16 protein-coding genes and 6 tRNA genes are annotated in these 17,531 nt (G+C 35.6%); 1 reads left to right on the plus strand and 21 read right to left on the minus strand.

Annotated features, from left to right (window positions below; all coding sequences use genetic code 11):
- Positions 1 to 22: 22 nt before the first annotated feature.
- A complete protein-coding gene (locus tag BM086_RS04590) occupies positions 23 to 556 on the minus strand; it encodes a hypothetical protein (RefSeq protein ID WP_092324125.1) in 534 nt (177 codons plus the stop codon).
- A gap of 454 nt (positions 557 to 1,010) precedes the next feature.
- On the opposite strand from BM086_RS04590, the gene BM086_RS04595 reads away from it, so the two are divergent.
- Positions 1,011 to 1,190 (plus strand): hypothetical protein, encoded by a 180-nt coding sequence (locus BM086_RS04595; protein WP_092324128.1) that lies wholly within the window; start codon positions 1,011 to 1,013, stop codon positions 1,188 to 1,190.
- A gap of 173 nt (positions 1,191 to 1,363) precedes the next feature.
- Here the strand turns inward: BM086_RS04595 and BM086_RS04600 are convergent, their stop codons facing one another.
- The 20 genes from BM086_RS04600 to BM086_RS04690 all read right to left on the minus strand — a co-directional run bounded on the left by BM086_RS04600 (position 1,364) and on the right by BM086_RS04690 (position 16,971).
- On the minus strand, positions 1,364 to 1,603 hold the full coding sequence (locus BM086_RS04600; RefSeq protein ID WP_092324131.1) for a hypothetical protein: 240 nt from the start codon (positions 1,601 to 1,603) through the stop codon (positions 1,364 to 1,366).
- 22 nt (positions 1,604 to 1,625) lie between these two features.
- Entirely contained in the window at positions 1,626 to 2,186 is a 561-nt protein-coding gene (locus BM086_RS04605) for a hypothetical protein (protein WP_092324134.1), read from the minus strand.
- A gap of 607 nt (positions 2,187 to 2,793) precedes the next feature.
- The gene (locus tag BM086_RS04610) at positions 2,794 to 3,198 is read right to left on the minus strand and encodes a hypothetical protein (protein ID WP_092324137.1); all 405 of its coding nucleotides are present in this window, start codon (positions 3,196 to 3,198) and stop codon (positions 2,794 to 2,796) included.
- 10 nt (positions 3,199 to 3,208) lie between these two features.
- A complete protein-coding gene (locus BM086_RS20770; protein WP_175560105.1) occupies positions 3,209 to 3,376 on the minus strand; it encodes a hypothetical protein in 168 nt (55 codons plus the stop codon).
- Entirely contained in the window at positions 3,363 to 3,725 is a 363-nt protein-coding gene (locus BM086_RS04615) for a hypothetical protein (RefSeq protein WP_092324139.1), read from the minus strand. Before BM086_RS04615 ends, BM086_RS20770 begins: the two co-directional genes overlap by 14 nt.
- Positions 3,726 to 3,965: 240 nt before the next feature.
- A complete protein-coding gene (locus tag BM086_RS04620) occupies positions 3,966 to 4,406 on the minus strand; it encodes a hypothetical protein (protein WP_092324141.1) in 441 nt (146 codons plus the stop codon).
- A gap of 28 nt (positions 4,407 to 4,434) precedes the next feature.
- Positions 4,435 to 4,635 (minus strand): hypothetical protein, encoded by a 201-nt coding sequence (locus BM086_RS04625; RefSeq protein ID WP_092324144.1) that lies wholly within the window; start codon positions 4,633 to 4,635, stop codon positions 4,435 to 4,437.
- The gene (locus BM086_RS04630) at positions 4,632 to 4,820 is read right to left on the minus strand and encodes a hypothetical protein (RefSeq protein WP_092324147.1); all 189 of its coding nucleotides are present in this window, start codon (positions 4,818 to 4,820) and stop codon (positions 4,632 to 4,634) included. Before BM086_RS04630 ends, BM086_RS04625 begins: the two co-directional genes overlap by 4 nt.
- Positions 4,821 to 5,308: 488 nt before the next feature.
- Positions 5,309 to 6,847: a glycosyltransferase family 39 protein gene (locus BM086_RS04635; RefSeq protein ID WP_092324150.1), complete on the minus strand. Its 1,539-nt coding sequence runs from the start codon at positions 6,845 to 6,847 to the stop codon at positions 5,309 to 5,311.
- Positions 6,848 to 7,023: 176 nt separating this feature from the next.
- Positions 7,024 to 7,096: transfer RNA gene (locus tag BM086_RS04640), tRNA-Lys, on the minus strand.
- 48 nt (positions 7,097 to 7,144) lie between these two features.
- Positions 7,145 to 7,216: transfer RNA gene (locus tag BM086_RS04645), tRNA-Gln, on the minus strand.
- A 26-nt stretch (positions 7,217 to 7,242) separates the two neighbouring features.
- Positions 7,243 to 7,318: transfer RNA gene (locus tag BM086_RS04650), tRNA-His, on the minus strand.
- A 56-nt stretch (positions 7,319 to 7,374) separates the two neighbouring features.
- A tRNA-Arg gene (locus BM086_RS04655) sits at positions 7,375 to 7,448 on the minus strand.
- Positions 7,449 to 7,504: 56 nt separating this feature from the next.
- A tRNA-Gly gene (locus BM086_RS04660) sits at positions 7,505 to 7,575 on the minus strand.
- Between the two features lie 98 nt (positions 7,576 to 7,673).
- A tRNA-Pro gene (locus BM086_RS04665) sits at positions 7,674 to 7,748 on the minus strand.
- Positions 7,749 to 7,839: 91 nt separating this feature from the next.
- Positions 7,840 to 8,331 carry a metallophosphoesterase gene (locus tag BM086_RS04670; RefSeq protein WP_092324153.1) on the minus strand — a complete coding sequence of 164 codons (492 nt, stop codon included), beginning with the start codon at positions 8,329 to 8,331 and terminating at the stop codon, positions 7,840 to 7,842.
- A 132-nt stretch (positions 8,332 to 8,463) separates the two neighbouring features.
- The gene (locus BM086_RS04675; RefSeq protein WP_092324156.1) at positions 8,464 to 9,078 is read right to left on the minus strand and encodes an XTP/dITP diphosphatase; all 615 of its coding nucleotides are present in this window, start codon (positions 9,076 to 9,078) and stop codon (positions 8,464 to 8,466) included.
- Positions 9,075 to 10,130, minus strand: a complete 1,056-nt coding sequence (locus tag BM086_RS04680; protein ID WP_092324159.1) for an N-acetylmuramoyl-L-alanine amidase — start codon at positions 10,128 to 10,130, stop codon at positions 9,075 to 9,077. Before BM086_RS04680 ends, BM086_RS04675 begins: the two co-directional genes overlap by 4 nt.
- Before the next feature lie 5 nt (positions 10,131 to 10,135).
- A complete protein-coding gene (locus BM086_RS04685) occupies positions 10,136 to 11,284 on the minus strand; it encodes a THUMP domain-containing class I SAM-dependent RNA methyltransferase (RefSeq protein WP_092324162.1) in 1,149 nt (382 codons plus the stop codon).
- A 101-nt stretch (positions 11,285 to 11,385) separates the two neighbouring features.
- A complete protein-coding gene (locus tag BM086_RS04690; protein WP_092324164.1) occupies positions 11,386 to 16,971 on the minus strand; it encodes a hypothetical protein in 5,586 nt (1,861 codons plus the stop codon).
- Positions 16,972 to 17,531 lie beyond the last annotated feature (560 nt).

Below are 17,531 nucleotides of genomic sequence, written 5' to 3' on the forward strand. Positions count from 1 at the left end.
TGCCCCCTTGCAGCCTTAAATATTAAATCATTCCTGCTAATTTCAAAGCATATTTAAAACCCTTTTTAAACGAATCTTTTTCAGATTCTAACGTATATTCCATGACTAGCGTGTATAATTCCGATTGTTTTTCGCTGCCTATTTTCGATTCAATATTATTTAAAACCTTATCAAGTTTATTCATTTTTTCTTTTATTTCTTCCGGTATGTCTATTTCTATCTGGTTTTCACCTTCGCAACCCGTTGAAATATAGTAATACTCATTTGCAATATTGTTGATAAAATCCCCTTTATAGCTTTCAGGATCTTTAATATCTATTTTTTGGCTTTGCGTTTGCTCTTTATCGCAATTATTTATTGTTTTTTGTACTGTTTGCACTTCGTTTGTTAATTGTTCCATCTGGTCAACCAATAGCCATAAAGCATCATTCATTTTATAAGGTGTTTCACTTGAAAGATTTGCACACCTTATTGTTTCTGATAGTCCTAGAATTTTTTCGCACTCTATAACAATTTTTTCCATAGCAGCACAAAGCACATTATTTTGATTATTCATGGAATAGCCCCCCTTTTTGCAAATATCCCGCTACAACTTTTATTGTTATAGCGGGATATAAAATCATTATTTTGCAATTACCATTTTTTCATGTTTATTTGTCTATTTTATATTTGACCGCCTAGATAAATTTTATAAGCAAATACTTTTTATTATATTTTTTGATTCCCCTTAATTTAGATTGTCTTTGATACTAATCACATTTTATTTGTGATTGTTTTTTTGTCCAGATAACAAAAAACGAATCGTTTCTAATCCCATTTTATTTGTTTACTTGGTTATAACTTGCCGTTTTTTTGTTTTTATCACCTTCTTTTTTGTTTCTGTCTTATTTTGTCATGTTGTGTACACAACGATATAGTAACATCTTTTTGTTGTGTACGCAACATATTTTGTTTTGTACGTAACTTTGTTACAATTTCTTTAATGCACTAACATTTTTGGAGTTTTTCTAATGCCAAATAGAAATGAATATCTTAATAAATACAAAAAAGAGAATTATAAACGTATTCCGCTAGACGTTACAACGGATAAATACGAAAAGATAAAAAATCATGCAGCAAATCGTTCTGAATCCGTCAACGGATTTATTAAACGTGCCATTGATGAAACCATGAAAAGAGATAGCCAATAAAGCCATTGATGAAACTATGGAAAGAGATGATCAATAATGCTAATATAGTATTGTTTAAATTATCATCTTTTGTCTTGCATAATGCCTTGCAGCCATAAAGAAATAAAAGCATTAGTAACTAATTCTTGTTGCTAGTGCTTTTATTATGCCTTTATTTTGTGTTCTTTATACCCTTATTTTTCGTTTTCTATCTCTTTTAGTGCCTTTATACGTAAATTTTCTAAAATCGAATCTAGCCCCCTTAAATCGTTACCACGTACTATTTTACAAAAAGACCATTTTTCATGTTTTTTTAATTCTCTAGCATTTGTTTTTATTTCTTCGCCTTTTTCATCTGCTGCAATAATTATCATTGGCTCTTTGCATAACTTTGTTTCTAGCAATTCAATGCGTTTAATTATGCTTTGATTCATGGTTTGATATCCTGCTGCCGTTTTAATCTTCTTTTAGTGCTGAATTATCACCGAATACAACATTGTACATTGGCGTATAATACTTATCTTCATCTGCTAACCAATCCGCAATTTTGCTAATTGCCCCGTTTGCACTGTCATATATACTTGTATCATCTGGAAGATACATTTTATCAATCTTTAAATTGTGCTCGTTTGCGTATCTTATTGCTAATTGCGTCATTGTCCGGTTGTTTGAATTTCTTTCCAGGATTCCAGCAATATCATTTTCTTTAAGTATTAGTCCATTTTGTAATAATTTAGCATCTTCCGTTAGTTCTTCCGGTTTTATTACTTCATTCGCTTTTACTTCTTTCTTTTTCAGCTCTGAAAGCCTTTTAGATTCTTTTCTAACATTCTCTTTGATTGATTCTATTTCTTTACTCAATGAATCCATTTTAGGCAAAATATTCTGCCTTAAATACTCTATGTTGTATTGTTTGGATTCCCTTGCAGCCTTTAACTTGTTATACTCTTCTGCTTTTCTCTTACACTCATTTCTTGCATTATCAACTAATGTTTTTAAATCTTCGTAATAACTCATTGTTTCCCTTCTTTCTTTTTCATCAATTATAAAAATAGTTCTCACTTTTAAAAGTGCTAAAAATAAAGGTATGGTATGGTATACATATATATATGTGTGGTCTATAGACCACACTACGCATTGTATTTTTTTTAAAGAAGTGTGGTCTATAAACTACACTAGAAAGTATTTTTTGCCTTTACGTGTAGTCTATAAACCACACTTGTTACTGTGGTCTATAAACCACACTTACTAAAAATAAATGTTTTATCGCTTTTTAACCCATTCATCAACGTATTAATATATATTTTCCATTCTATTATTATTTCCGCTTTTTATAAAAAAGCCCTTTTGTGATACTAATAGTGATACTATCCGTAATAAAGCCCTATTTTATGCGATAACTAGTATAATCTTACATTATCCGCATTAAATCTATTTTATGTAATATATTGTTTTTAGAGTGGATAATATATATTTTTTACTGCGTGTGTTATTTCGATTGCGTGATTTAGTTGTTCTTTGTTAAAACCCCAGCCGTCTAAATTTCCGTTTTTTATTTCTTCTCTGATATACTCTAATACTTCTAGTGTTTTGTAAAAATCTTTTATACTTGGTTTATTCATGTTTAGTTTTTTGTTTTCCTCTCGTATTCTCTGCATTGCTTTATAGCTTTAATAATTCCACATTGTCCAGATTCCCAAAGAGCACAAACAGAAGAACAATTATTATGTGATAATGGGCATTTGCCGCTTATATCCTGCTGCCGTTCTTTTAAACTCACTATCATACATTTGTCACCATTCCACCATGCACAATTATTATCACATTGTTTTATAAACGCATTATTCCCTTTTAACGGGCATATTCCTTTTGTTTTTACTTCTGGTCTAATAATACTATTTGTTTCTTTGCTAATTGGTATATCCTTGTTTCCATAGGTTGTTAATATATCCGGTGCATATTCTTTTATATTTCCTACGAATCTATAAAAGCGTTTGTTTTGTTCGTCATACTCTGGATATTCTTGCATATACCCCCCTTTATTCGTTCATATTTGCTTTATTTTGCTTTATCTCTTTTAGTTCTTTGCTTATATTCTCTAAATCATTTATTCCAGAATAAATGATCATCAATGCTTGCTTATACTTTTTTACAAACTCGCAAAAATACACTTCTATATCCTGCTGCCGTTCTTCATTCATTTTCATTTTCTATTTGCTCCAATCGTTCTATTCGTTCTATCAAATCAACTGTTAAAGTAAACTCTTTCCAATGGCTCATAATACTATTACACGCATAAACCCTAACTTGCGGATTTATTGATGTATCATCACGTATCTTTGCCAATACATCAACGCATTTTGTTAATTCAGATTGTAATTTATAAACCGATTCTTTTACTATCTGCTGCCTTCGTTCCTGCGCAAGTCCTTTTAATTGTTCATCTTTTTTATATTTAACTATGGTTGATTTACTCAACCCCGTAGCATTCATTAAATCAACTGTTTTTGTGAAGGTAGCAAATGCAGCTATAACTATTTCGCTATATTCTTTCATAACAATTTATCCATCATTAATAAAATAGTTCTCACTTTTAAAAGTGCTAAAAATAAAGGTATGGTATGGTATACATATATATATGTGTGGTCTATAGACCACACAACGCATTGTATTTTTTTTAAAAGAAGTGTGGTCTATAAACTACACTAGAAAGTATTTTTTGCCTTTACGTGTAGTCTATAAACCACACTTGTTACTGTGGTCTATAAACTACACTTACTAAAAATAAATGCATTGTCACTTTTCCACCCATTTATCAACGTATTGATATATGTTTTTCTTTCTATTATTTTTTCCGCTTTCCACCTTTTTTATAAATCCTTTTTTCTCTAACTCCTGCATATCTTTATAAAAATTACTATGGCTTTTTTCAGTGTATAAGCCATAATCAAGAATTTTCCCCCAATTCATATAAAAAAAACTATCATCTTGATATAATTCGGTGTTATCGTCTTTGGGTTTTCTTTTTCCGTAATATTGCGCTTTGCAATATATATACAACATCTGCTGCCTTGGTTTTAAACTTTTAAAAGAATCCGAACACAACATTGATTCGCTAATTCTTGTCATTGTTTCGGTTTGGTTTCTTTTCTCTTTATCTGTAAATTTATCGCCAACATAACTACATATACTTTCAAATGATTTGAGTTGTTGTTTTTTCTTTTTTTGCCTTGCCATTATCCAAATTGCAGCCCCCCTTTATTTTTTATAAATCTTCTGGATTGCTATTTATGAAAAGTTTTATTTTTTCAACATTCCACAAAACACGCTTTCCGATCTGCATTCTTGCATTCGCTTTAGTTCCAATTTTTACTGCAGTTTCTCTTCCAGAACTAAGCATATCTTTTAACCCGTTTGTATCTACTAATAATTTCATTGAATCGTCATTGTATATTGTTTTTCTCATTTTTTTGATTCCTTTTCTTCTTCAATTTCCTGAATAAATGCGAATAGTTTCATTTTTTCCTTTTCTGGAAGTTCTTCTCTTAACTTTGCACAAAAATAATTAGATGAATAACCGCATTTTTTAGCTAATTCCCATTGTTTAACACCACTTTCCTTTAATGCCATTTTTAAAACTTCATTTGCCATTTTTTTATATCCTTTTTTGCTATTATTATGTTATTACTATTACGATATATATATCATTAAAATTAATCATTGAAAAGTTTATCATGCCGTATTTAAGCCATTTTGTGGCGTGATAACTTGATTAAAATTAATGTGCATGTCGTAACTTTTTAACATTATGTGTATTTATTTACGCATTTTGTGAATTATTTATATACAAAGCATTATTAAATTAACCAATTTATTTTTTTATGGATTTTTTAATTTAGATAAATTCAGAAAAAAAGATTTTATTATTACTATGTGATATAAAATGTGATACTTTCATTAAAAGTATAGATATTAACTAATGTGTTGGTTTTAGTCCTGTTATCCGCACTAGAATCAAGGCTTTTCATGCATTAACATGAAGAGCCTTTTTTATTTCAAAGGAAATTGCTTCGCATTCCTCTCCAATTAAATAAAAAACAATTCCCCGGCTAATGAGTTACATCATACTATACTATATTTTATTTTATTTTTTTGTACAATCTCGCAATAAAATCCCGTTCTTCAAAATAAAAATGCATTTCATCAATAAGCTCATACCCAAAATCATTAAATGCGACTATTATTTCGTTATCATTCTCATATGCGTCACGATTATTTTCTAATACGGAATCATAGTCTTTAGAATCGCATAATATAAAGTATGTGGTAATAATATAGTCAGGATTTTTACTGGTAATGTATTGCTTTTGCATGTTTTTAAGTTCATCGCCTCCAATATTAAGTGAGTCGAAAGCTTTATACTTTGGTATTTGTTTAGAGGCAAAGTAAAAACCCGGATCAAGTTTGCCATAATACAACATATTATAGTCATCGCCACTGATATCAGACATTTCTTTTGCAAAAATATATTGAGGAATGGTATCCTTAGGTTTTAGTAAATCATAGGTATGGATGCAGAATATGTAAGCTATACCAACACAGGATATAATGTATATCCCTTTTTGTATATGATTATCCTTGAATGATTTTTTTTGCAAAATATCTACTATAGGCAAAAAGCCAAATGAACAAAATGCCAAAAGAGGCAAATTACTATACAGATGAGGGACACTCGCATTGAATACGAAAAAGGAAAATAAGTAAGTAAACAAAAACATACATAATATACTGAAATGTTTTTTCTTTAATAACCATCCACCGCCTATGACCAGAAGTATATTAGCTAATATATTATGATAATCACGCTGAATCCGGTCAGCAATAAGTAGTTTTCCTACTATCCCTACGTCATACTTTTCATTTGTTGTGTAATTAAAAATATTGTTATAAAAATACCATTCATATAAGTTCGGCAAGGCATTGTTAAATGCAAAGTATAAAAGAATTGGAATAGAAATAAGTATGCACCCTGCTATAAATAAAGCAATTCGAATGACAAAAATCTTTAGTTCCTTGTTCCGAACAGAATTGATGAACATAAATGCGAGTATGCCAATGTAAAATGCACAGAGAGTGTACTTTGTCCAAAATAAAAGCCCTGCACAAACTCCCAGCATAAGCATTTCTAAATGATCTGGTATTTTCTTACATATAAAGTATTTAGCTCCTAAATAAATGGCGTAGGACATAATGCAAAGCGAGAGTTCTTCTGGCCCTCCTCCATGTCTCATGAGCCTTGAACTATATACTATCGCCGAAAGGCCAAATGCTATTATAACCTCATATCTAGAGCCATAAAAAAACAAAGATATTGTCTTTATCGAGAAATAAAGAAATATAGAAGCACATATAATTTCAAGAATAAATATACCTATAAAACTGTTTTCATTAATAAGTAAGCCCATTGAATACAAAAAAAATATTACAGGTCCTTTTTGTTCAGCATAGTCCTTAAATGGAACTAATCCATGCAAAATCCCTTTTCCTATAACATAATAACAACTTGCATCACCCCAATTGTTGATAGGATAAAGAAATGAAGATTTTGAGCATATTGAAAGAATTACTAATGATGCAACTATACATGTAATATAGAAATTTTTTCTAATTAACTTCATTTATTAAACTCCCGGCACTTATCGTAATAACAAAAATATTTTAAACAATCATCATCTCAATTATTATACTGCTATAATCACTTCAGAAAGCCTATCGCTGTAGTAGTAAATAGTTTTCTTAAAAGATTATACAACAAAAAGAACGCTTAACCATCAGAGTTAAGCGTTCTTCTCAATGAGACACGGGGGATTCGAACCCCCGACAACTTGATTAAAAGTCAAGTGCTCTACCACCTGAGCTAGTATCCCATATTTGATTTTCCATGTGCAACGGTGTATTGAAATCCGTCGCACTAACTGGGCTAGCCGGATTCGAACCGTCGTATGCAGCAGTCAAAGTGCTGTGCCTTACCGCTTGGCGATAGCCCATTATCAGCAAAAACTACTGTATTGGAGGGTGGCTAGAGGGACTCGAACCCTCGATCTCCAGAACCACAATCTGGCGCGTTAACCAACTACGCTATAGCCACCATGTAATTACTTCAGAATTACGATTCATGAATAACTGTTAAATTAGATAAAAATAGTGTGCCCGAAGGGATTCGAACCCCCGACCCACGGCTTAGAAGGCCGTTGCTCTATCCAGCTGAGCTACGGACACACGCTTAAACTGAGCAAAACAATGATGTAAAAGTAATTAAGTATTTTCGCCCAAAGAGCGGGTGATGGGAATCGAACCCACGTATCCAGCTTGGAAGGCTGGTGTTCTACCATTGAACTACACCCGCAAGTGTTACTCGTTTCAACACACATTTGTGTATTTTACACGACTCAGTTCCAAAAGTCAAGAACTTTTTTGAGTTTTTTTTAATTCTTTCAAACTCAATCGGGGTGACAGGATTCGAACCTGCGACCCCCTGCTCCCAAAGCAGGTGCTCTAGCCAAACTGAGCCACACCCCGTTCTTTTCTTTCGCATCACTCGTAACCCGTGACGCAAGAAAGATTATATACTATTTTGGAAAGAAAAGTCAATACATTTTTTATAAATTTTTTAACGATTTTCTAGGCACTTGATTTCGTAATTAATTGTACCATCATTTTCGATAAAAAGCAGCAAATAACTTGGTTTTCTTCCCTCTTGTCTGGGATATGACAAACTGCCCGGGTTAAACAGGTAAACTCCGTCGACACATTTGGCAACCGGTTTATGAGTATGTCCAAAAATAATTATATCAGATTTTCTTGCAATACCTTCTGACTTAATACTCTCCAAATCCATACTCACAAAATAATTATGACCATGGGTAACAAAAAAATTATGACCATCAAGTTCAAATTCAAGTTCCCTGTTTAGGCTTGAAAAGAAATCATTATTACCCGCCACAAAATAAACAGGGCAGTTTGCCGCAAGGGCAAATTTTCCTTCTGAGCCTTCAAAATCCCCGCAATGAATAATTCCATCAAGGGGTTCTTCAATATCAAGAACATCATAGAAGTTCTGATCTCTTCCATGAGTATCACTTACCACAAGATACTTGTGCATATCTTACTTATCCTCATTTCAATAACATGTTGTAAATATCCAAAAAATGCCACGGATTGTTTCGCATAATTCACTACCACAATCCTACAGAGCAATATAGATATCATAAATCATTAAAGCTGTTTTAAAAGATTACTTTAAAACTTCTCTGAGCGCCTTTTCCATCTCTCTTAATGCTTTTCCGCGATGACTTATGGCATTCTTTTCATCTTCTGAGATTTCAGCGCTTGTTTTGCCATATTCAGGCAGGAAGAAAATAGGATCATAACCAAAGCCGTTGTTTCCGGCTATCTCATAACCAATTATACCCTCCATGGTACCACAGGTGGTTTTCTCACGACCATCCGGAAGAACAGCAGAAATAGCGCACACAAACCTGGCCGTTCTCTTTTCATCGGGAACGCCCTCAAGTCTCTTTATTATCGCTGCATTTTTTTCAGAATAAGGTGTATCATGCCCCATATATCTGGCCGAATAGATTCCTGGTTCACCATTTAAATAATCAATTTCAAGTCCGGAATCATCTGCCAGCACGATACTGTCATCCTGTGGATTTAAAGCTTTCAATCTCTCAGAAACCGCTTTTGCCTTTATAAGAGAATTCTCAGCAAAAGAACTTCCATTTTCCTCTATATCATCATTAACAGAAACATCTGCCATTGAGAGAATTTCCATTCCTAAATCCCCCAATATTTTGCGTATTTCTTTTAATTTGTTCTTATTCCCTGTCGCAAATACTATTCTCATTCCATCACCTCGAAAGCATCCTTGATTCCCTGATAGATTCCGGATGCTAATTTATTCTGATATTCTTCACTATATATCGCTTTTTTATTTTCTGAGCCTGCAGGGTATCCTGTAATAACCCTGGCAGAAGGAACAATGCTCTCCATCAAAAGAGAATCTGACTCATCTGCAGCGATGACACCGCCTGCATTTGTCATAGTCGAAGCAACACATTCTTTTTCCAATATCGAAGCAAAATCAGCATTGCTAAGCCTGCGGAGGAAAAAGCTTTCATTATATCTTGTCGTAACTCCGCTATTGTCCGGGCCATCAACAGTTTCCATACCCAGTCCCACCACAAGGTCAGGTCTGGTTTCCTCGATAAGCTGCTGTTTTCTTTCAATACCCGCATCACTCTTATCAAGTCTGGTAAAATAGATCTTTATTTTATTTTCCTCATCCTTCTCTGCTACCTTTTTTAACTCCAAAGCAACATCCAGGGATAAATCATTACTCGCTGTAGCACTAAAAGCCTCGTCAGAAAAAGAGCCTTCATAATCCGGATCGACCACCACGATTTTGTCATATTCCTCATAGGGCCTGAAAAATCTCACTTCTATGTTCCTTGATTCAGTAAGTGAGCTCTCGTTTGCATATAGACCATCCAATTTGAAATCAAGGCATATATCACCATGTTCATTTTCCGAAATACACTCTGCTTCCTTTACAATGCCAAGATCGGTTAAGATCTTAGCATCGCGATAAAAATCCTCATCTCCGCTGTTAATATGTATTTTAAACTCGTGGTCAATATACTTATCCTCAAGGATTATATCATCAGAATCAACATTTTTAGGCATAGGAATGATCAATTTTCCGCTCTGCCCCTTAGAAACATTATTATCGATCAAAAGCTCATATGAGGACTGATTTTCATTAATATCAACAGTAATTTCAGCAGCGTCTGAGATCATGATATGCTTAGTCGCAGACCTTTGAAGCATGACAAAAAGACAAGCGCCCGTGAAAATGGATGCCCTGATGAGCATTTTTTTCATTTCTGAATTATTCATTGCAATTATCCATTTCTTTTGGGCGGCTTGGGTCCCATAAACTGATAAAAATATGTCTTTATCATGCCGTTATAAATTTTTCTGTTCTTATCGGCCTTTTTGCCAATGAACTTCTCTGCCTGCTCATATCCGGTAATAAGATACATTGACCAGGCATCAAGTTCTTTATATCTTGCGCCAATTGTTTTATAGAGAGCAGGAAGTTCTCCCTGATCTCCGATTCTCTCTCCATACGGAGGATTGGTTATAATAAAGCCATATTTTTTCCTATGGCTAAGATCTGCTATATCCCTTGCCTGGAAATGTATCATATGATCCACTCCGGCCTTCTTAGCATTAATACGCGCGATATCAACCATCTCAGGATCAAGATCATATCCCTGGATATCTGTTTCCACATCGGTGATTATCTCATCCTTCGCTTCATCAATAACATCCTTCCAATTCTGAGGCGTAATAATGTGTTTCCAGCTTTCTGCAGTAAAATGCCTGTTCATTCCCGGAGCTATATTTGCTGCCATCATAGCCGCTTCAATAGGTATAGTTCCGCTTCCACAGAACGGATCAACAAGTATTCTGTCCGCATGCCATGGAGTCAGCATTATCAAAGCTGCTGCAAGGTTTTCCGCAATAGGAGCCTTGGATTCAAGTTTTCTGTAGCCTCTCTTATGTAATGAATCGCCTGTTGTATCAAGAGCAACAGTAACCTCATCTTTCATAAGAAAAACTCTTATAGGGTAGCTTTCAGCATCTTCTTTAAACCAGTCAGTATGATAGTTTTGTTTTAACCTTTCAACTATAGCTTTTTTTACGATAGACTGAATGTCAGAAGGGCTAAAGAGCTTACTCTTTACACTGGATGCTTTTTTTACCCAGAACTTGCCACGCACAGGAATAAATTCTTCCCATGGAAGATTTTTTACTCCCTGGAATAATTCCTCAAAAGATTCTGCATGGAAGTTTCCCACTTTAATAAGTATTCGTTCAGCCGTCCTCAAACAAATGTTGGCACGACAAATAGCGTCAGCGTCACCTTCAAAGGTTATTCTGCCGTCTGCAACCTCAGTAATGTCATAACCAAGGTCAATAATTTCTTTTTTTAGTACCGCCTCAAGCCCAAAATGGCATGGGGCTATTAATTCCATTTTTCTCATAATTATGGATTATAACATAATTATCTTCTCAAAAAAATATAAGGACAGTTCTTTTAACTCTTTTAATAACAAGTTAAGAACTGTCCCTATAATGTTTATTTTTATCTTGTAATCAGAATACCATTGTTGTCAAATCTGTATCTGTGGAACCACACATAAACTGTGCAGTTTCTCACCATGCGACCTCTCAGATCAAAATATCTGATTCCGTCATCAAATTCAACAAAGCTGCTCTTAACAACCTGTCCGCAGTTGTTGATATAATAGGTATTTCCACACTCTTCTACAAGCATATTTCTCTGAAGGACGCCTTCCTCATCAAAATAGTAAGTAGAAAGAAGTCTGTTCATAAATCCCTTTACAGCCCTTCCATCAAGTCCAAAGTAGTAGGTCTTGCAGTCTACTGTCACAAATGATAAACGTGTCATTGCTCCATTTTGTCCAAAGAAATACTTATCTCCATGAATCTTCTGAAGGCCTGTCAGTGTCTCTCCGTCATTGGTGATAAAGTAAGTTCTTCCCCACCATGTAACGAATCTTCCCTCTATTTCTTTTTCCTGCGGCTTTTCAGGTTCATCCGGTGTCTCAGGTTCATCTGCTTCTTCTTTTTCTTTATCCTTGTCGGCATCTTCATCTGAGCCTGTGATATCTCTTTCTCCTGTAGGAGCGCTATATTCACCGCCAAGACTTGCAACTACTTCACTGCAGTTAATTCCGGCATCTGAAAGAGCATTTATTCCGGCGTCGCTGAGTTTTAAGAAATCTCCAAGATTTACTTTGCCATCAGCCCCTCTAAGTCCTGCCGCAACAGCATATGGGTCAGAAGCATTTGCATAAGGAGCATCAAGAGAAACAAACCATTCATCAGTTGCAGTAAGTCCATTAGCGTTTGCTGCTCTGCCATCCATCCAGTAGAAGTTGTGATTCCCATATACTTTTCCTGAATCCTGACTTCCCTTTAACTTGAAGTTCTCATTTTTATCAGTTCCTGATGTACGGTATGACATTACACCATTTACGTAATAATCTGTATTAGCAGCATCATTAGTATAAAGAGCTACGTTATTGCTGCCATTGTTGAATGACATGCTGTTATATACCTGAATATCAGGGCCTGAGTTTGAATCAATTCCTTTTGCCTTATTACCCCAGGCTACAGAATTGATAAGCTTATGAGCGCCAGCAATGCTTGAACCGCCCATCTTAAATCCATTACCGTTTCCTTCACTTTTTCCATCAAGGCCATAACCATTGGCAAATGCTACGCAGTTCTGGATTGTAACCTGACCTATGCTTCCTGTCTCAACCTTTGCAAATAAATCCCATCCGTCATCTGCATTATTATAAGAAATACATCCGTCAAATACTATTCCATCCCCGCAAGTAAGTTTTGCAGCAAAACCGTCCGCATCTTCATATCCAGCATCAGCATTTCCATAGGATGTGCAGTTAAGGATAAGGTCGTAGCTTGGCCAGAATTCTCTTGTGTCTGAACCAAGATATCTGCTTACCTGAATACCTGTATTGCCATTTTCATAAGCTCTTACATCTTCAAGAGTAATATGACTTCCTGAAATCTGAATTCCCTTATAAGAGTTTCCGGACTTTGTGCAGTCTATTCCTTTGATGTGCCAGTAATCTCCTGCAAAGATAAAGCCTGCGCATGCGCTGTTAAAATCAAAAACAGCTCTTCCGTTCTCTGTTTCCATTCTTATAATTTTTGAAGGAGTTCCGTCAATTCCTCTTTCTACCTTAACCGTATCTGTAAGGCTGTAAACTCCTGTTTCAAGAACAATAGTCTGTCCCGGCTGAACATGCTTAACTGCTGTATAAACATCGACAGGGCTTTCCTTTGTTCCCTCTCCATCACTTGTTCCTGTAGGAGAAACATAGAGCTTTTCTTCACTGTTTATCACTGAATACTCAACAACATGCTCAAATTCTGCAGTCTCATAGGAAGAAAGAATCTTAGACTCATCTTCCTCAGGATGAAAATCAGCATTAGGTGTGAATGTGACTGTAAATGTATTTGTGCCCTTTACAAGTCTTGTCGCCTCGCATACAACTTCTCCGGCCTTTACTTCTTTTGCATCAATTAAAAGCTTTTGATTCTTATCTTTTACAGAAAGAATACCATCTGCATTTCCTGTGTACATAAGCTCATATCTTGCTGTATTTGAATAAGATGCAGATATGATCTTATAGTTTGGAGCAACCATTGTTGCAGGCTTAGCTTCAGCCGGTGCGTCATCTTCAGGATTTATGATATCAAGTGTAACGTCGCTGAATGTTGCCTTAAAGGTTCTTGATGCAAAGAAACCAACATAAATATTTTCGCTGTCAAGTTTTGACAAAGCCTGTGTATCATAGAATTTCTTTGTAGATATTGCATTATCATTCTCATCAAGATAGCTTACAAAGAAGCCAGTATTATTCTTCTGAATTCTAAGTCTTACTTTCTCTATAGGGTTCTCAATTGTTCCCTGAGCTTTTCCACCTGACTCTTTTGCAAAAAGATTATAAACTCCAGTTCCGTTTGCACCACAGCTTGTTTCAAGTGTATACATTGAACTTGAAAACTCACCCTGTACTGTAGCTGTATCATTTGCTTCAAGTCTTGAAAGATTTTCAGGTGTTACCCCAATCTTTTCCTGAGCGCCAAGTCCGAGTTTCATGGAAATCTTTGTACCTGTCTCATCCTTGGTTGCTTCACTCTTCTCGCTGTCGTAATAGTATTCTACCTTGGTTCCTGATGCCATATATGAGTTATTCCAAAATACGCTGGCATCGCCATTTACTCCCACACGGTCAGCAGCCATAAGTCCAAAGCCTTCCTGTCCGTTTGTAAATGTCCAGGAATCAATTGTAGCTGTAGCAGTAAGTGTGAAGTTCTTATCTGCCGGTATCTGTGTGTAGTAGAAGGAAAGTCCATCCGTTGAAGCCGGCACAAGCTTTCCCTTATTTCCGATATTCCATACTGTAACAGAACCATCCTCGTTTACTGATGCCCCTGTATTTACTCCTTTTGAAACACCCTGTCCAAAAGCTGAGAATATCCATTCACGCTCGCCTTCTTCAGTAACCATGATCGTCATTGTATTTTCTTTTGACCTGTCATCATCTCTTGCAGCGATCAATGTAAATTCATACTCATGTCCTACATTTAATCCCACAAATGCATATTCATACTCAGTCTTATTGTCAACATCTGCCTCTTTGGCATTAACAACTGCCTTAGACATTGCTGTCTTTTCGTCTGTCTTGTCGGCAGCATATAAAATATAGCTTGTTGCTTCCGCAACAGAATAAAACTTAACTGTAACCTTGCCGCTTCCCCTGTTTACTGCATTTTTAAATTCAGGCTGTGCAAGTGGAAGTGTGAAAAGAAATTCATCTGATTCTTTACTTTCTTTTGCTTCGCTTTCATCCTCTCTTGTAAGAGATGCTGCAAAATGGTATGTTCCTGTCTTTTTAGGCGCAAAGCTGAAGCTAAATTCCTTTTTCTCAGCTGATGAAGATAAAGAAGTCACTTCCTCATTCTGTTTATCAAACATAGTAACTGTCAGCTTATCTCCACCTGCCAGGCCAACAACTGCATCAACTGCAACTTCTATCTTGCCTTCATCTTTTTTATCAAGAGAAACACTTTTTATAACCGGGGCTTTAACCTTGCTCCACTCTGCTTTTTCTACTTCAGCAGGTGCTCCATCCGTCACTTCAACCTTGAATATGTAGTTATTGCTTGTGGCAGAGCCGAGATAGTAAGTTCCGGCTTCTTCAACTTTAAGTGTTGAAATGTATGGGCTATTCTTGGTATAAGTTCCCTCTGTAACACAAACCTTGTTTCCGCTTCCATCAAGTATAGCCATCTGACGGTTGTCATCTCCGCCCTGTGCCCACCATACTTTTACAGTAGCTTCACCTGATGTTGTGAATTTAATTGAGTTTTTCTCAGGCGTAGCAGCTCCGCCAAAATTGATTCTCTGAGTGGCAGAATAATCATCTTCCCAGGTTTTCTTGCTTGCATCTACTTTAGATTTTGCCGAATAAACCAATGTAAAGTAATTATCTGTTCCAACTCTCTCAGTCTCACCATCAGCCTTTGCGCCTGCCGCAAATGTCGAAAGAGCATCTGCTTCCACAGAATAAACTACCGCCTCTTTCTCATCATCCTGCTGCTTTGGTTCTTCTTTCTGAGCGCCCTTCTCAACCGTAATTTCAACTGTTTCATCGGAAGAAATACTAACTGTACCATCAGATGTTATTGCATAATCATCTGCTCCCTCCAAAGAAAGTGAATATTCAAAGCCCTTTGCCAGAACTGCTGAAAACTTTCCATCTGTCACAGCTGCCTTTACTTCTTTGCCGTTCTTAATATTTGTAAATACTATGTCAAAAGAACCTTCCAATCCGGAGCTGCAAACCTTTCCTGAAAGGTTTGCATATTCAGCATGCTCACGAATCACTCTTGCCACTACAAGCTTTTCATTAGATGAAAAGATCTTGTATTTTGCATCCTTAGCCGGATAAAAGAACATCTTTGACACAGTTTCTTTTCCCAATGAATGAGTTTGATATGAATCATCAGAGGCATCATTTAAATTTTGGAAATGAATGTCTGAATCAAGCCCGTTACTTGCAACATAAGCTGTAATAGTGTCATCCGCTCTACAATCAACTGCCAGATATACTGCATCGGTGCTGTTCTTATTGCAGTATAGGTATCCGCTGTACACATTTCCTTCGGAATCCTTAAGAGAATTCTCATCATACCTTGTGAGAGAATTGTTAATGGTTCTCAAACGATGATATGTAGTAAAGCCTCCGTCTTCAAAAACAAAGTCTCCATCATCCAGGCTAAAGGATGTGATATTATTCCCGTTTGTTCCGGCTTCTACTGAGTAAAAGCTGTTCATTATCGCTGCATCAAGTCTGTTATTGAACTCTTCGCCGAGATTTTCTGCACCAAAATCCCATACATCAACCTTTGAATCGTCAAAAGATCTTTCTGAAACGATATCAGCTTTTACATCCGTTTCTTCGCTACCTTTTGTATCCTTCTCTGTGTCCTTGTCAGACTTTTCCTTATCTGATTTATCTTTATCCGTTTTTTCTTTATCTGTTTTATCTTTATCTGTTTTTTCTTTATCTGTTTTTTCTTTATCTGTTTTTTCTTTATCTGTTTTTTCTTTATCTGATGCTTCCTTATCCAGTTCTTCTTTTTCCGAAGATTCTTTATCTGTTTCTTCTTTTACCGGCTTTTTATCTCTGGCAAATTTGTCATCTTCATCCTTGTTAGGATCAACATCGCCAGAATCCTCGCCACTGCCTTCTCCGGCATTTTCAGAAGATTCATCAGAATCAGATGTCTTTTCATCTTTGACATCCTCACCATCTGTCAAAGCGCCATCAGACTCCTTATCCTCACCTGCATTACCTTCACTGGCGTTTTCAGTGCCGCTTTCTGCTTCATGGGACTTATCATCTGTGTCTTCCACAGAAGCCTCATTCGTACTCTCGCTGGTCGCCTCTTGGATCATTTCGTCATTATCAGCATTGTTTTCGTTGGCAAACGCCATTCCCCCTGGCATTGCTGCAGAAAAAGACGAAAACACCATAGACGCAGCCATGATCGAAGCGAGCGTTTTACTCCCAAAACGCCATCCCCACTTTCTGCCTTTGTTCATTTTGCATCCTCCCAATCTTTGTTGAAATGTAAGGTCGTTCATTATTACACAAAGCACTCAGTAAATGTATCTTTCTGCAATATCATTTGAGAATTTATACTTTCTTAATAATGTAAACGCTTACATTTTCTTGTAAAACGTGCCTTTATCTTAGCATATAAATAATGACGAAAACAAGAGGAATAATCGAGTTTCTTTCATCGAAATCGCTTTATTTTAGACAAAGTTCACAGGCGATTTTTGTGCATTTGGCACAACCCAAATAGGCAATTGCTATGTTGCTGACGATATCTTGTTATTGCCATATATTACAATAGCTCTCAATCGTCAATTCTATGGGATTTATCAATAATTGAAGGAAATAATGTATGCGCTTTCATAAGAACTGGAAATTAACTATGAACTAAATATAGTTTATAAGAAATTATAAACAAATTATAAACTCTCGGATAAGACATCTAATAATATATTATTGGATTTGAAATTTAATAATGCTTTTTTCTGAAAATTCATTAAGTATACATGATCAAATATAATTTTAGACAAAAAGAAAAGTCATT

Origin of the sequence: Butyrivibrio sp. YAB3001, assembly GCF_900112195.1 — a bacterium.
GTDB lineage: Bacteria > Bacillota > Clostridia > Lachnospirales > Lachnospiraceae > Butyrivibrio.

Bases quoted from the DNA above. Each gene is read 5' to 3' on its own strand.
- BM086_RS04590 (WP_092324125.1), bottom strand. From the start codon at position 556: ATGAATAATCAAAATAATGTGCTTTGTGCTGCTATGGAAAAAATTGTT.
- BM086_RS04595 (WP_092324128.1), top strand. From the start codon at position 1,011: ATGCCAAATAGAAATGAATATCTTAATAAATACAAAAAAGAGAATTAT.
- BM086_RS04600 (WP_092324131.1), bottom strand. From the start codon at position 1,603: ATGAATCAAAGCATAATTAAACGCATTGAATTGCTAGAAACAAAGTTA.
- BM086_RS04605 (WP_092324134.1), bottom strand. From the start codon at position 2,186: ATGAGTTATTACGAAGATTTAAAAACATTAGTTGATAATGCAAGAAAT.
- BM086_RS04610 (WP_092324137.1), bottom strand. From the start codon at position 3,198: ATGCAAGAATATCCAGAGTATGACGAACAAAACAAACGCTTTTATAGA.
- BM086_RS20770 (WP_175560105.1), bottom strand. From the start codon at position 3,376: ATGAAAATGAATGAAGAACGGCAGCAGGATATAGAAGTGTATTTTTGC.
- BM086_RS04615 (WP_092324139.1), bottom strand. From the start codon at position 3,725: ATGAAAGAATATAGCGAAATAGTTATAGCTGCATTTGCTACCTTCACA.
- BM086_RS04620 (WP_092324141.1), bottom strand. From the start codon at position 4,406: ATGGCAAGGCAAAAAAAGAAAAAACAACAACTCAAATCATTTGAAAGT.
- BM086_RS04625 (WP_092324144.1), bottom strand. From the start codon at position 4,635: ATGAGAAAAACAATATACAATGACGATTCAATGAAATTATTAGTAGAT.
- BM086_RS04630 (WP_092324147.1), bottom strand. From the start codon at position 4,820: ATGGCAAATGAAGTTTTAAAAATGGCATTAAAGGAAAGTGGTGTTAAA.
- BM086_RS04635 (WP_092324150.1), bottom strand. From the start codon at position 6,847: ATGAAGTTAATTAGAAAAAATTTCTATATTACATGTATAGTTGCATCA.
- BM086_RS04670 (WP_092324153.1), bottom strand. From the start codon at position 8,331: ATGCACAAGTATCTTGTGGTAAGTGATACTCATGGAAGAGATCAGAAC.
- BM086_RS04675 (WP_092324156.1), bottom strand. From the start codon at position 9,078: ATGAGAATAGTATTTGCGACAGGGAATAAGAACAAATTAAAAGAAATA.
- BM086_RS04680 (WP_092324159.1), bottom strand. From the start codon at position 10,130: ATGAATAATTCAGAAATGAAAAAAATGCTCATCAGGGCATCCATTTTC.
- BM086_RS04685 (WP_092324162.1), bottom strand. From the start codon at position 11,284: ATGAGAAAAATGGAATTAATAGCCCCATGCCATTTTGGGCTTGAGGCG.
- BM086_RS04690 (WP_092324164.1), bottom strand. From the start codon at position 16,971: ATGAACAAAGGCAGAAAGTGGGGATGGCGTTTTGGGAGTAAAACGCTC.